At 45.9% G+C, this 14,805-nt stretch carries 9 protein-coding genes; all 9 read left to right on the forward strand.

Going from position 1 to position 14,805, the window contains the following annotated elements; all coding sequences use genetic code 11:
* Nucleotides 1-26: 26 nt before the first annotated feature.
* The 9 genes from AC2TDN_RS21860 to AC2TDN_RS21900 all read left to right on the forward strand — a co-directional run bounded on the left by AC2TDN_RS21860 (nucleotide 27) and on the right by AC2TDN_RS21900 (nucleotide 14,759).
* Nucleotides 27-626, forward strand: coding sequence for a class I SAM-dependent methyltransferase (locus tag AC2TDN_RS21860; RefSeq protein WP_482069187.1), 600 nt, complete (start codon nucleotides 27-29; stop codon nucleotides 624-626).
* A 384-nt stretch (nucleotides 627-1,010) separates the two neighbouring features.
* Nucleotides 1,011-4,562: a DNA-directed RNA polymerase subunit beta gene (gene rpoB, locus AC2TDN_RS21865; RefSeq protein WP_482069186.1), complete on the forward strand. Its 3,552-nt coding sequence runs from the start codon at nucleotides 1,011-1,013 to the stop codon at nucleotides 4,560-4,562.
* A 95-nt stretch (nucleotides 4,563-4,657) separates the two neighbouring features.
* Nucleotides 4,658-8,284, forward strand: a complete 3,627-nt coding sequence (gene rpoC, locus AC2TDN_RS21870; protein ID WP_484690179.1) for a DNA-directed RNA polymerase subunit beta' — start codon at nucleotides 4,658-4,660, stop codon at nucleotides 8,282-8,284.
* Between the two features lie 246 nt (nucleotides 8,285-8,530).
* Nucleotides 8,531-8,761, forward strand: coding sequence for a ribosomal L7Ae/L30e/S12e/Gadd45 family protein (locus AC2TDN_RS21875; protein WP_482069184.1), 231 nt, complete (start codon nucleotides 8,531-8,533; stop codon nucleotides 8,759-8,761).
* A gap of 255 nt (nucleotides 8,762-9,016) precedes the next feature.
* Nucleotides 9,017-9,439 (forward strand): 30S ribosomal protein S12, encoded by a 423-nt coding sequence (gene rpsL / locus AC2TDN_RS21880; RefSeq protein WP_053373892.1) that lies wholly within the window; start codon nucleotides 9,017-9,019, stop codon nucleotides 9,437-9,439.
* Nucleotides 9,440-9,505: 66 nt separating this feature from the next.
* Nucleotides 9,506-9,976: a 30S ribosomal protein S7 gene (gene rpsG, locus AC2TDN_RS21885; RefSeq protein ID WP_053373893.1), complete on the forward strand. Its 471-nt coding sequence runs from the start codon at nucleotides 9,506-9,508 to the stop codon at nucleotides 9,974-9,976.
* 29 nt (nucleotides 9,977-10,005) lie between these two features.
* The gene (gene fusA / locus AC2TDN_RS21890) at nucleotides 10,006-12,081 is read left to right on the forward strand and encodes an elongation factor G (RefSeq protein ID WP_482069183.1); all 2,076 of its coding nucleotides are present in this window, start codon (nucleotides 10,006-10,008) and stop codon (nucleotides 12,079-12,081) included.
* 114 nt (nucleotides 12,082-12,195) lie between these two features.
* Nucleotides 12,196-13,386, forward strand: a complete 1,191-nt coding sequence (gene tuf, locus AC2TDN_RS21895; protein ID WP_482069182.1) for an elongation factor Tu — start codon at nucleotides 12,196-12,198, stop codon at nucleotides 13,384-13,386.
* A gap of 314 nt (nucleotides 13,387-13,700) precedes the next feature.
* Nucleotides 13,701-14,759, forward strand: coding sequence for an ABC transporter substrate-binding protein (locus tag AC2TDN_RS21900; protein WP_482069181.1), 1,059 nt, complete (start codon nucleotides 13,701-13,703; stop codon nucleotides 14,757-14,759).
* Nucleotides 14,760-14,805: the final 46 nt, after the last annotated feature.

The raw sequence follows: 14,805 nt of genomic DNA on the forward strand, positions 1-14,805 counted from the left end.
TATGGAAAAACGGGGGGTGATGGATTATGTCGAATCACTATTACTCACAAAGCCCAGATGTGAAGCATAATCGTCAAATTCATGAAGTGTCTCTTCGAGGCTTTTCATTCCGATTTATGACGGATGCAGGAGTTTTCTCGAAATCGGGTGTCGATTATGGGAGTCAAGTTTTGATTGATGCGCTCGAGCTTGATGTTAAAGCAAAGGTGCTAGACGTAGGCTGTGGTTATGGTCCGATCGGGTTAACAGCTGCAAAGCTTGCCGAGAAAGGGCAAGTGACCATGATTGATATCAATGAAAGAGCAGTAGAACTATCACGCGAAAATGCCAAGCTGAATCATATTGCGAACGTTACGGTTTTGCAGAGCGATGTATATGAAGCCGTTAAACATTTGAAATTTGATGTAATTGTTACGAATCCGCCTATAAGGGCAGGCAAATCGGTCGTTCATCAGATTTTTGAAGAAGGCTATGATTTGCTTGAGCAAGGCGGAAGCATGTGGGTAGTTATTCAGAAGAAACAAGGAGCGCCTTCGGCCAAAGCCAAACTGGAGTTATTGTTCAGCGATGTGGAGGAAGTAACGAAGGATAAAGGCTATCGTATTTTTCGAGCTGTAAAAGGATAGTTGAATATCTCAAAAGCTGTTTTGAAAATATGTTTGAAAGTAGAATTATATTTATTGACTTGACATTTTAGATATGGTAAAATTATAAAATGTCAGCATTAAATTGGGCTCGATCTCTTTAGTTAACTAAAATGTCAAGTGTAAATTTAAAGCGCGGAATGCATAAGTTTTACACATTTGACGTATAATGTTTACGTTTTGGGCAAAATTATTTGATATGAGACTATCGCGGCCGCGCTGTGATTGGTTAACTGCCGGAACATGCTCTTTTTTCGAAATATTCGATAAGGGCTTTTCTTTATTTGACTATATAGGCGGCTGGTCCGTCTATAGTGACGCAGTGGATATCGATGCTGTGATACAGACATGAGGGGTGAGGTTAAGTTGGCAGGACAACTTGTTCAGTATGGTCGGCGCGCGCGCAGAAGCTACGCCAGGATCAACGAGGTGCTGGAAGTCCCGAACCTGATTGAAATCCAACAAAAATCGTATGAGAAGTTTTTGGAAAGCGACTTGATTGAGTTGTTCCAGGACATTTCTCCGATTTCGGACTTTACAGGCAATCTATCGCTTGAGTTTATCGACTATAGCTTGGGCGAACCGAAATATTCGGTCGATGAATCAAAAGAGCGCGACGTGACGTATGCGGCTCCTTTGCGCGTTAAGGTACGACTTTTTAATAAGGAGACCGGCGAAGTAAAGGAACAAGAAGTTTTCATGGGTGATTTCCCGCTTATGACAGATACAGGCACGTTTATTATTAACGGGGCCGAGCGTGTCATAGTCAGCCAATTGGTTCGATCCCCGAGTGTGTACTTCAGCACGAAGGTTGATAAGAACGGGAAGAAGAATTACACTGCGACGGTTATTCCTAACCGTGGCGCTTGGCTGGAGCTTGAAACGGATGCAAAAGATATCATCTACGTTCGTATTGATCGTACAAGAAAAATACCGGTAACGGTACTTTTGCGTTCTCTTGGATTCGGTACTGACGCTGAGATTCTTGAGTTGCTTGGCCACGATGAGTACATTCGCAACACGTTAGACAAGGATAATACGGATTCAACCGAGAAAGCGCTGATTGAAATTTATGAGCGTCTTCGTCCGGGCGAGCCTCCGACTTTGGATAATGCGAAGAGCTTGCTTGTAGCACGTTTCTTTGATCCAAAACGTTATGACTTGGCCAATGTTGGCCGTTACAAAATAAACAAAAAACTACACATCAAGAACCGTTTGTTCAATCAACGGCTTGCGGAAAATCTAGTTGACCCTACTACTGGCGAAATTATCGCTGAAGCAGGACAAATGATTGACCGTCGTTTGCTTGATGAAATTCTCGAAAAGCTCGAGAAGGATGTAGGCTTCAAAACGTATCACGTTGCTAACGGCGTATTGGATGCTGATAGTATTCCACTACAAACGATCAGCGTATTCTCGCCATATGACGAAAGCAAAGTTATTAAGGTAATTGCAAATGGCATTATTGATAAATCCGTGAAGCATATCACGCCTGCGGACATCATTTCTTCCATTAACTACTTTATTAATTTGCTTCACGGTGTAGGCAGCACGGATGATATCGATCATCTCGGTAATCGTCGTCTGCGTTCTGTAGGCGAGCTTCTTCAAAATCAATTCCGTATCGGTTTGTCTCGTATGGAACGCGTAGTGCGCGAGAGAATGTCCATTCAAGACGCGAATGCGATTACGCCACAGGCGCTTATCAACATTCGTCCGGTCATTGCATCTATAAAAGAGTTCTTCGGCTCCTCGCAGCTGTCCCAGTTTATGGACCAAACGAATCCGCTTGCTGAACTCACGCATAAACGTCGTCTATCAGCACTTGGACCCGGCGGTTTGACACGGGAACGCGCTGGCTTTGAAGTACGTGACGTCCATCACTCCCACTATGGGCGGATGTGTCCGATCGAGACGCCAGAGGGACCAAATATCGGTTTGATCAACTCCTTGTCTTCTTTTGCCCGCATTAACGAATATGGCTTTATTGAAGCGCCATACCGTTGGGTAGATCCGAAGACGGGTATTGTTACAGAACAAATCGCATACCTAACTGCTGATGAGGAAGATAACTACGTAATCGCGCAAGCGAATGCGAAGCTGACTTCGGAAGATAAGTTTGCAGAAGAGAATACGATCGTTCGTTACAATAAACAAGCCGACAACATTTTGACTATGCCAAGCGATCGCGTTGATTACATGGACGTATCTCCTAAGCAGGTAGTATCCGTTGCGACAGCGTTAATTCCGTTCCTGGAAAACGATGACTCCAACCGTGCCCTCATGGGATCGAACATGCAGCGTCAAGCGGTACCGCTTCTCATACCTAGATCACCGCTTGTTGGTACGGGTATGGAGCACAAAGCTGCGAAAGACTCCGGCGTTTGTATCGTTGCGAAACATGACGGTATTATCGAACGTTCTTCCGCAAACGAAATTTGGCTTCGTCGCGTCGAACAAATTGATGGCAAGCCAGTTACAGGCGATTTGGTAAAACATAAGCTACACAAGTTTATGCGTTCTAACCAAGGAACGTGCATCAATCAGCGTCCACTCGTACGCAAAGGCGACGTAATTAAGAAAGGTGACATTCTTGCAGATGGTCCTTCCACTGAAAAGGGCGAATTGGCTCTTGGACGCAACGTAGTCGTTGCATTCATGACGTGGGAAGGTTACAACTATGAGGATGCGATCCTGCTTAGTGAGAAGCTTGTGAAAGAGGATGTTTACACATCCATTCACATCGAGGAATATGAGTCCGAAGCTCGTGACACGAAGCTTGGACCAGAAGAAATCACTCGCGATATCCCGAATGTCGGCGAAGAAGCTCTTCGCAACTTGGATGAGCGCGGAATCATTCGTGTCGGTGCTGAAATCGGCGCTGGCGATATCCTGGTTGGTAAAGTAACGCCGAAGGGCGTAACGGAGCTGACTGCGGAAGAAAGATTGCTGCACGCTATCTTCGGTGAGAAAGCTCGTGAAGTACGTGATACATCGCTGCGTGTACCGCATGGTACTGACGGTATCGTTGTAGACGTTAAAGTATTTACGCGTGAGAATGGCGATGAATTGCCACCTGGCGTTAACCAATTGGTTCGTGCGTATATTGCTCAAAAACGGAAAATCTCCGAAGGCGACAAAATGGCCGGACGTCATGGTAACAAAGGGGTTATCGCCCGCATCATGCCAGAAGAAGATATGCCTTTCCTACCGGATGGCACACCAGTAGAGGTTGTCCTCAACCCGCTCGGCGTTCCGTCTCGGATGAACATCGGTCAAGCGCTTGAAGTTCACTTGGGTATGGCTTGCAAACATCTCGGCATCCACGCTGCTACGCCTGTTTTTGACGGCGCGCGCGAGAATGACGTTTTCGATACGATGGAAGAAGCAGGCATGCAGCGTAACGGTAAAACCGTACTTTATGACGGACGGACAGGCGAAAACTTCGAGCGTGAAGTTACAGTTGGGGTCATGTACATGATCAAGCTGGCGCACATGGTCGATGATAAAATCCATGCCCGTTCCACTGGTCCTTACTCACTCGTTACACAACAACCGCTCGGTGGTAAAGCACAGTTCGGTGGTCAACGTTTCGGGGAGATGGAGGTATGGGCGCTTGAGGCATATGGCGCTGCGTACACGCTCCAAGAAATACTGACGGTTAAATCCGATGACGTGGTTGGTCGTGTGAAAACGTACGAATCGATCGTCAAAGGCGAGAACGTACCAGAACCGGGCGTTCCGGAATCGTTTAAAGTTTTGATCAAAGAGCTTCAAAGCTTAGGTATGGATGTTAAAATTCTGTCTGAGAATGAAGAAGAGATCGAAATGAAGGAAATGGACGATGAAGACGAGGCGACGGGTGATAAGCTCAACCTCAATATTGAAGGTGCCGAGATCGGCGCCGCTGCTGAATAAACTAGTTGCTGGATTCCGTCACTTGGTCACGCGCCTATGACGGAATCTAGCTGATTAGATAGACATTGTCATACATGACGGAGGAGGGTTGCTCCTTGTTGGACGTGAACAACTTCGAGTATATGAAAATCGGTCTGGCTTCGCCGGATAAAATTCGCTCGTGGTCCCGCGGAGAAGTTAAAAAACCGGAGACGATCAACTATAGGACCTTAAAGCCGGAGAAGGAAGGTCTCTTCTGCGAAAAGATTTTTGGACCTACGAAAGACTGGGAATGTCATTGCGGCAAATACAAACGTGTACGCTATAAAGGCGTCGTTTGTGATCGCTGCGGCGTCGAAGTAACTCGCGCTAAAGTTCGCCGTGAACGTATGGGTCACATCGAGCTAGCTGCTCCAGTTTCTCATATTTGGTACTTTAAAGGGATTCCAAGCCGTATGGGTCTTGCACTGGATATGTCGCCTCGTTCGCTTGAGGAGATCATCTACTTTGCATCCTATGTCGTAACGGATCCAGGAGATACGCCGCTTGAGAAAAAACAACTCCTTTCGGAGAAAGAATACCGCAGCTATCGGGAGAAATACGGGTATGGCTTCCATGCTGGTATGGGCGCCGAGGCTGTTAAAAAGCTTTTGCAGGATATCGACGTTGACAAAGAACTGGAGCAATTGAAGGAAGAGCTGCGTACGGCTCAAGGACAACGACGCAATCGCGCCATTAAGCGCCTAGAAGTAGTCGAAGCATTCCGCAACTCCGGCAATGAGCCGGAATGGATGATTCTGGACGTGCTTCCTGTAATCCCTCCTGAGCTTCGTCCGATGGTACAGCTTGATGGCGGACGTTTTGCGACATCTGACCTTAACGATTTGTATCGCCGTGTTATTAACCGTAACAACCGTCTGAAGCGTCTGCTAGATCTGGGTGCTCCTGATATTATCGTGCAAAATGAAAAACGGATGCTGCAGGAAGCGGTTGACGCTTTGATCGACAACGGTCGTCGCGGTCGTCCTGTTACAGGTCCTGGTAACCGTCCGCTTAAATCTCTCAGCCACATGCTGAAAGGTAAGCAAGGACGTTTCCGTCAGAACTTGCTCGGTAAACGGGTTGACTATTCCGGTCGTTCGGTTATCGTCGTAGGTCCTAACCTCAAAATGTTCCAGTGCGGTCTTCCGAAGGAAATGGCACTTGAATTGTTCAAGCCTTTCGTTATGAAAGAGCTTGTTAATAAAGGCTTGGCACATAACATTAAGAGTGCGAAGCGCAAGGTTGAACGCGTAAGCCCAGAGGTATGGGATGTGCTTGAGGAAGTTATCAAGGAACACCCAGTGCTGCTTAACCGTGCCCCGACGCTGCATAGACTAGGTATTCAAGCATTTGAACCTATTCTAGTTGAAGGCCGCGCTATTAAGCTTCACCCGCTCGTATGTACAGCTTATAACGCTGACTTCGACGGTGACCAAATGGCCGTTCACGTTCCGTTGTCTGCTGAAGCACAAGCTGAGGCTCGTTTGCTCATGCTTGCATCAGGCAACATCCTTAACCCGAAAGACGGCAAACCGGTCGTTACTCCTTCGCAGGATATGGTTCTAGGAAGCTTCTACTTGACGATGGATAACAAAGAGGCTAAAGGTAGCGGTTCCGTATTCGGTACCATTAACGAGGCGATCTCTGCTTATCAACGCGGTATTGTTTCCTTGCATGCGAGAATTTTCATTCCGGTTCGCGTCCTTAAGAAAGTTAATTTCACCGAGCAACAGCAAAACTCGTTACTCGTTACGACAGTTGGCAAAGTAATCTTCAACGAAATTTTCCCTGAAGATTTCCCTTATATCAACGAAGCAACGAAAACGAACCTATTGCACGGTACGCCAGATAAATATTTCGTTTACGAAAAAGGTGCCGATCTTCCTAAGTTTTTGGATGCGATCGAGACGCCGGGTGCGGTAGGTAAGGATTATCTCGCATTAGTTATTGCGGAATGCTTCCGTCAATACCACACAACGCTTACTGCGATGCTCCTTGACCGTATTAAGCAGCTTGGTTTCACTTACTCAACTAAGGCTGGTATTACGATCGGTGTATCCGACGTTATCATCCCGAAAGAGAAAGACGAAATCATGAAACGCTCTGATGAGAAGGTTTCTACCGTTATGAATCAATACCGTCGCGGTTTGATTACCAACGAAGAGCGTTATGACCGGATCATCAGCATTTGGAGTAAATGTAAAGACGAGATCACTGAAGTTCTTATGAAGTCAATGGATCGTTACAACAACATCATGCTCATGGTGGACTCCAAAGCTCGGGGTAACAAATCTCAAATTACACAACTTGGCGGTATGCGTGGTCTGATGGCGAATCCATCCGGTCGTATCATCGAGTTGCCAATTAAATCGAACTTCCGTGAAGGTCTTACTGTCCTCGAGTACTTTATCTCGACTCACGGAGCGCGTAAAGGTTTGGCCGATACAGCACTTCGGACTGCCGATTCCGGTTACTTGACTCGTCGACTTGTTGACGTCGCCCAAGACGTAATCGTGCGCGAAGAAGATTGTGGAACGGACAAAGGCTTCAGCGTAAGCAAAATTCAAGACGGTAAAGAGGTTATTGAAGATCTCTACGACCGTATTGAAGGCCGCTATGCGTTCGAAACCGTTCGTAATCCAAAAACAGGGGAAATTATCGTTAACCGCAGCGAGTTGATCGACTCGAACAAAGCGGACGCGATTATCGATGCTGGCGTTGAAAAGCTGCAAATCCGTTCCGTACTAAGCTGCCGTGCTCGTCATGGCGTATGTAAGATCTGTTACGGACGTAACCTAGCTACTGGTAAACACGTTGAAATTGGGGAAGCGGTAGGCATTATCGCGGCTCAATCGATCGGGGAGCCAGGAACACAGCTGACGATGCGTACGTTCCATACGGGCGGCGTTGCCGGCGATGATATTACACAAGGTTTGCCGCGTATCCAAGAGTTGTTTGAGGCGCGTAATCCGAAAGGTCAAGCGATCATCTCCGAGCTTGACGGTGTAATCAAAGAAATTCGTGAAGCGAAGGACCGACGTGAAATCGAGGTTCAAGGCGAAGCGGAATCCAAAGTGTATGCTGTTACCTATGGTTCGCGTATCCGCGTAACGCAAGGACAACAAATCGAAGCCGGCGATGAGCTGACTGACGGTTCTATTGACCCTAAAGATATGCTGCGCATCAAAGGTATCCGTGGCGTTCAAAACTACATTTTGCAAGAAGTACAGCGCGTTTACCGGAACCAAGGGGTAGAAATCAATGACAAGCACGTTGAGGTCATGATTAAACAAATGCTCCGTAAAATCCGTATCGTAGATGCAGGCGGTACAACTCTGCTTCCTGGTGCATTTGTTGACATTCATGAATATGAATCACAAAACCGCACTGCGATTTTTGCAGATCTTGAACCAGCTGTTGCAAAACCTGTTTTGCTAGGTATTACGAAGGCATCGCTTGAGACGGATTCATTCTTGTCAGCAGCTTCCTTCCAAGAAACAACTCGCGTATTGACTGATGCGGCTATTAAAGGCAAAGTTGACCAGTTGCTTGGACTCAAGGAAAATGTTATTATCGGTAAGTTGATTCCAGCTGGTACTGGAATGGCTCGTTATCGCAACATTCGCTTTGCTGGCCTTGAAGATGAAGTCATACCTGCAGTAGAAGGCGAACTAGAAGCAGCTGCTGTTACCGTCGACTAATCGTTGATCAAGTAACTGCAGCTGTAACCAGTCACTAACCTATAACGAAAGAGCGTCACATCTTCCGCTTCATTTGGAAGCGGAGGATGACCGCTCTTTTGCATGTTTATGGTGTGGATTTCATTTACTAGATATTTGCAAATGAATTTCCTTAAAGTTTCTTGACACAAGCACAGTATAGGTGGTACCATATCGAAGTGTGCCTAATTGTGAGATCGCTGAATGGAAGAATTGAAGGTGATTTTCATGCAATTCAAAGTCGGCGCAAAGCAGACGACCAAGATGCTCGAGCAGCAAAGAGCTATTGAAGTCTATGTTGCACGAGATGCAGATCCGAAGATGAAAGAGAAGATTGTTCATCTATGTGAGCGGGCGGGAGTTCCAGTTAAATGGATCGATACGATGGAAGACCTCGGGGAAACCTGCGGCATCGATATCGGGGCCGCAATGGCAGCGCTCGTAACCGAAGAAGAATAACGCAATAACCGTTTTTGTTAGTTGATTATTTAGCGATGATTGACTGACGAGAACTTTTGTTTGTTCTTTAATGAACCGCCTGGATCTGTGGGCTTAATTTTAGGTAAAATGTCTACCATACAAGCGTATACGGCTATAGCCGTCCTTTGGTGGAATGAGCTCGCCTACGCGAAGAAATATAAGTGGATTTATAAACAAGAGGTTATAAATGCTTATATTTTCGAAAAGACATGAATTTAGGAAGGGGGTGGCAACATGCCAACTATTAACCAGCTAGTCCGTAAAGGACGCCAAGCGAAAGTCGTTAAATCGAAATCGCCGGCATTGCAAAAAGGTTTCAATGCATTGAAACGTGAAGCTACAAACATCAGCGCTCCTCAAAAACGCGGTGTGTGCACTCGTGTAGGTACAATGACTCCTAAGAAACCGAACTCCGCGCTTCGTAAATATGCGCGTGTACGTCTTACTAACCGTGTAGAGGTTACAGCGTACATTCCGGGTATCGGACACAACCTGCAAGAGCACAGCGTGGTATTGATTCGTGGTGGACGGGTAAAAGATCTTCCAGGGGTACGTTATCATATCGTTCGCGGCGCACTTGATACTGCAGGCGTTAACAATCGGAACCAATCTCGTTCGAAATATGGTACGAAACGTCCGAAAGTTAAAAAATCATAAGTATAACCCTAACGGGTCATTGAAATGCTAGAAATAGCGACTATTAGAAGAAAGGGGGACTTTCTCATGCCACGCAAAGGTCCTGTAACGAAACGTGATGTGCTTCCAGATCCGCTGTATAACAGCAAACTGGTAACCCGTCTAATCAACCGCATTATGCTTGACGGTAAAAGAGGCGTTGCACAAACATTGTTGTATGATGCTTTCAAACTGATTCAAGAACGCACGAGTAAAGATCCAATGGAAGTGTTCGATGCTGCAATGAAAAATATTATGCCAGTACTTGAGGTTAAAGCTCGCCGTGTTGGTGGTGCTAACTATCAAGTGCCGATCGAAGTTAAACCAGAGCGCCGTACTGCGCTTGCTCTCCGTTGGCTCGTGAACTACTCACGCAACCGCGGTGAGAAAACGATGGTAGAGCGTTTAGCTGCTGAAATCACAGATGCTTCCAATAACACTGGCGCAGCTGTTAAGAAGCGCGAAGATACTCACAAAATGGCTGATGCCAACAGAGCATTTGCTCACTACCGTTGGTAGGATTCTAACATTCGAGAGGAGACCATTTTATGTCAAGAGAGTTCTCCTTGAACAATACGCGCAACATCGGGATTATGGCGCATATTGATGCTGGTAAAACCACTACAACTGAGCGGATCTTGTTCTTCACGGGCCGTACCCACAAAATCGGAGAAGTGCACGAAGGTGCTGCTACGATGGACTGGATGGAACAAGAACAAGAGCGCGGTATCACGATTACGTCTGCCGCGACAACTGCTCAATGGAATGGACACCGTATTAATATTATCGACACCCCGGGACACGTTGACTTCACAGTAGAAGTTGAGCGCTCCCTGCGCGTATTGGACGGGGCCGTTGGAGTTTTCAGTGCTAAAGAAGGCGTTGAGCCACAGTCCGAGACTGTATGGCGTCAAGCTGACCGTTACAACGTTCCGCGTATCGCTTACGTAAACAAAATGGACATCATTGGTGCAGACTTCCTTAACGTTATCAAAGATATGCGTGAGCGTCTGCAAGCTAATGCTGTTGCCATTCAAATTCCGATTGGCGCTGAGTCTGATTTTGTCGGCGTTATCGATATCGTTGAACGTGTAGCTTATAAGTACAAAGACGATACAGGCAAAGACCCTATTCAAGTTGAGATTCCTTCGGAGTATGCTGACCAAGTGGAAGAGCTTCGTACGGAATTGATTGAGAAGGTCGCTGAGCTGGATGAAGAATTAACGATGAAATATTTGGAAGGTGAAGAAATCACTATTCCAGAAATTAAAGCAGCACTCCGTAAAGGTGTTTGCGAAGTTAAAATCTTCCCGGTAATCGTTGGTTCATCTTACCGCAATAAAGGCGTTCAATTGATGTTGGATGCGGTTGTTGACTATCTTCCATCTCCGCTTGATGTACCTTCCATTAAAGGTACACTTGAAGACGGAGAAGAAGGTGAACGTCCATCATCCGATACAGAACCGTTCGCGGCACTGGCATTCAAAATCATGACGGATCCTTATGTGGGTAGATTGACGTTCTTCCGTGTGTATTCAGGAATTCTGAAATCCGGTTCTTATGTTCTTAACTCAACTAAGGGCAAACGCGAACGGATTGGACGTATTTTGCAAATGCATGCGAACGCTCGTCAAGAGATCTCTGAAGTGTATGCAGGTGATATTGCTGCAGCTGTTGGTCTTAAAGACACAACAACAGGAGACACTCTTTGCGATGAGAAGAACATTATCATTCTTGAATCAATGAACTTCCCAGAGCCTGTTATCTCGGTTGCAATCGAGCCAAAAACGAAAGCTGACCAAGATAAACTAGGTATCGCAATTTCCAAACTGGCAGAGGAAGATCCTACTTTCCGCGCACATACAGACGAAGAAACAAACCAGACAATCATTTCTGGTATGGGTGAGCTTCACCTTGAGATCCTCGTTGACCGTATGTTCCGTGAATTCAAAGTTGAAACAAACGTTGGTAAACCACAAGTTGCTTACCGTGAAACGTTCCGTGAAGCTGCGAAGGTTGAAGGTAAGTTCGTTCGTCAGTCCGGTGGTAAAGGTCAATTCGGTCATTGTTGGGTTGAGTTCTCACCACTTGAGCCAGGTTCAGGCTTTATTTTCGAAAACAAAACAGTCGGTGGATCGATTCCTCGTGAGTTTATCGCTCCTATCCAAGCTGGTATCGAAGAGTCAATGAAGAACGGCGTTATCGCTGGCTTCCCGCTCGTAGATGTCAAAGCTGTTGTTGTTGACGGATCATACCATGATGTTGACTCCTCGGAGATGGCGTTTAAAATTGCAGGTTCGATGGCGCTTAAAGCTGCCAAAGAAAAATGTAAGCCAGTTCTTCTTGAGCCAATCATGAAGGTAGAAGTTACTGTTCCTGAAGAGTACATGGGCGATGTTATGGGTATGCTTAACTCCCGTCGTGGTCGTATCGAAGGTATGGATACTCGTGCAGGTGCACAAATTATCCGTTCCAAGGTACCTCTCTCCGAGATGTTTGGTTATTCCACAACACTACGTTCCGGTACACAAGGACGCGGCGTATTCTCCATGGAACTTTCTCACTATGAAGAAGTTCCAAGATCGATCTCTGAAGAGATCATTGCTAAGAACAAAGGCGAGTAATCGCATTTGTCCTTCTAAACCATTTGCTTTTGGCCGCCAGCTACGTTTGCTTGCAAACATGATGTCGGCCCACACATAAAAAAATTCATGATATATTGAGGAGGCTCAAGTTCAATGGCTAAGGCTAAATTTGAACGTAACAAACCGCACGTTAATATCGGTACAATCGGTCACGTCGATCACGGTAAAACGACTTTGACAGCAGCTATCACAACAGTACTTTCCAAAAAATATGGCGGTGCAGCAATCGCATTTGACCAAATCGATAAAGCTCCAGAAGAGCGCGAGCGTGGTATCACAATCTCGACAGCTCACGTTGAGTATGAGACGCCTGCTCGTCACTACGCACACGTTGACTGCCCAGGTCACGCCGACTATGTAAAAAACATGATCACTGGTGCTGCACAAATGGACGGAGCTATTCTTGTAGTTTCCGCTACTGACGGCCCTATGCCACAAACTCGTGAGCACATCTTGCTTTCGAAACAAGTAGGCGTACCATACATCGTTGTATTCTTGAACAAATGCGACATGGTTGAAGACGAAGAGCTTCTTGAATTGGTAGAAATGGAAGTTCGTGACCTTCTTTCTGAGTATGAGTTCCCAGGCGATGACACTCCGATCATTCGTGGTGCTGCTCGTGAAGCTCTTGCTAACCCAGAAGGCCCTTGGGCTGAAAAAATCATCGAGCTCTTCGATCAAGTTGATACTTACATCCCAACTCCTGAGCGCGACACAGCTAAGCCTTTCCTTATGCCTGTCGAGGACGTATTCACAATCACTGGCCGTGGTACAGTTGCTACAGGTCGCGTAGAGCGTGGCATTATCAAAGTCGGCGACGAGGTAGAAATTATCGGTCTTGCTGAAGAATCCCGTAAATCCGTAGTAACAGGCGTTGAAATGTTCCGTAAATTGCTTGACTCCGCTCAAGCTGGGGACAACGTAGGCGCATTGCTTCGCGGTGTAGACCGTAGCAACATTGAGCGTGGACAAGTTTTGGCTAAACCGGGTTCGGTTAAACCACACACTAACTTCACTGCACAAATCTACGTTCTTACTAAAGAAGAGGGTGGCCGTCACAAGCCTTTCTTCACAGGTTACCGTCCACAGTTCTACTTCCGTACAACTGACGTAACGGGTATCATCAACCTGCCAGAAGGCACTGAGATGGTTATGCCTGGCGACAACATCACTGTTACAGTTGAGCTTATCGCTCCAATCGCTGTTGAAGAGGGAACTCGTTTCTCTATTCGTGAAGGCGGCCGTACAGTAGGCGCTGGCGCTGTAGCTTCTATCCAAAAATAATTGATGGCGGCTTTAGCCGCTATGAATAACAAAAGCCCTCACTTTGGTGGGGGCTTTTGATTTGTCCAGACATTGTCGAGCAATAGTCTGCTTAACTTATTTTTAAATTCAACTAATGATTGACTGTACACCTCAAGCCCATTTAATATTAGGGAATGGCAATAAAATGTCGTCCTTGCTCGTTAAGATACAGCCAATTACGTACAGACATAGACTTTAATGAGAGAAAGCGATGATGCTTTGCTGTACTTGATTAGTCCATTCCATAACAGCTTCTTTACAAGACGACTTATACGATGAGAGGGGTTTAAAGGATGAACAGAAAGTTTTGGCTAAGTATTGCACTGGCTTCGATTATGGTTGTAACGGCAGCATGTGGTGCCAACACAGGTAAAACAGGCTCAGAGAATGAAGGTAATACAGCAAACACGGGTGCAAGCGCGGGTAACACATCCGAGAAAACGTACAAAATTGCCGTTTCTCAGATCGTTGAACATCCATCATTAGATGCAGCATATGACGGCTTTGTTGCTGCTCTTAAAGATGCTGGCATTGAAGAAGGCAAAAACCTGGAGCTCGATTTCAATAATGCGCAAAACGATCAATCGAATATTAAAACAATCACCGAAAAAATTGCAAATAGCAAAAGCGATCTAGCGCTAGGTATCGCTACACCGACTGCACAGGCTCTTGCTGATGATGTTAAGGATATTCCCGTATTGTTCGCTGCAGTAACAGATCCTGTTGAAGCAGGAATTGTCACGCAGCTGCAAGCGCCAGGCGGCAACATTACCGGTGCGTCGGATACGAATTCGGCAGCTATTACTCAAACGATGGATTTTATCGCTTCCCAAATTGCAGATGTGAAAAATGTTGGACTCATTATTAACGAAGGCGAACAAAATGCGGTTGTTATGGCTAATATTGCTGAGGAAGCACTTGCTAAGCATAATATCCAGTTGATCAAAGCAGCTATTGCCAATTCTTCCGACATTCAACAAGCAGCTGATTCCTTGGTTGGACGTGTTGATGCCATTTATATTACTTTAGACAATATGGTTGTTACAGGCGCAGACGCGATTATTGAAGTCGCAAACGAAAACGACATTCCATTTTTCTCAGCTGATCGCGATACCGTTGAAAAAGGAGCATTTGCGGCTGTAGGCTTTAAATATTTTGACCATGGCTATGAAGTTGGACAAATGGCTGTTGAGATTTTGAAAAACGGGAAAAACCCAGCTGAAATGGATGTAACGGTTCCGCAAAAGCTTGATTTCATTTTCAATATGAAAGCAGCGGAAGAGCAAGGGATTACAGTAACTGATGAAATGAAAGCATTTGTTAAGGATCAAGAAAACAATATCATTGAGTAAGTTCTGCTTGTTTCATTTAAAATAATACGTACAAGTATAAATGGGG

It is taken from the genome of Paenibacillus sp. Y660 (assembly GCF_057221575.1).

What these genes read in the sequence shown, in the direction of transcription:
- AC2TDN_RS21860 (WP_482069187.1), top strand. Translation starts at nt 27, where the DNA reads ATGTCGAATCACTATTACTCACAAAGCCCAGATGTGAAGCATAATCGT.
- AC2TDN_RS21875 (WP_482069184.1), top strand. Translation starts at nt 8,531, where the DNA reads ATGCAATTCAAAGTCGGCGCAAAGCAGACGACCAAGATGCTCGAGCAG.
- rpsL (WP_053373892.1), top strand. Translation starts at nt 9,017, where the DNA reads ATGCCAACTATTAACCAGCTAGTCCGTAAAGGACGCCAAGCGAAAGTC.
- rpsG (WP_053373893.1), top strand. Translation starts at nt 9,506, where the DNA reads ATGCCACGCAAAGGTCCTGTAACGAAACGTGATGTGCTTCCAGATCCG.
- fusA (WP_482069183.1), top strand. Translation starts at nt 10,006, where the DNA reads ATGTCAAGAGAGTTCTCCTTGAACAATACGCGCAACATCGGGATTATG.
- tuf (WP_482069182.1), top strand. Translation starts at nt 12,196, where the DNA reads ATGGCTAAGGCTAAATTTGAACGTAACAAACCGCACGTTAATATCGGT.
- AC2TDN_RS21900 (WP_482069181.1), top strand. Translation starts at nt 13,701, where the DNA reads ATGAACAGAAAGTTTTGGCTAAGTATTGCACTGGCTTCGATTATGGTT.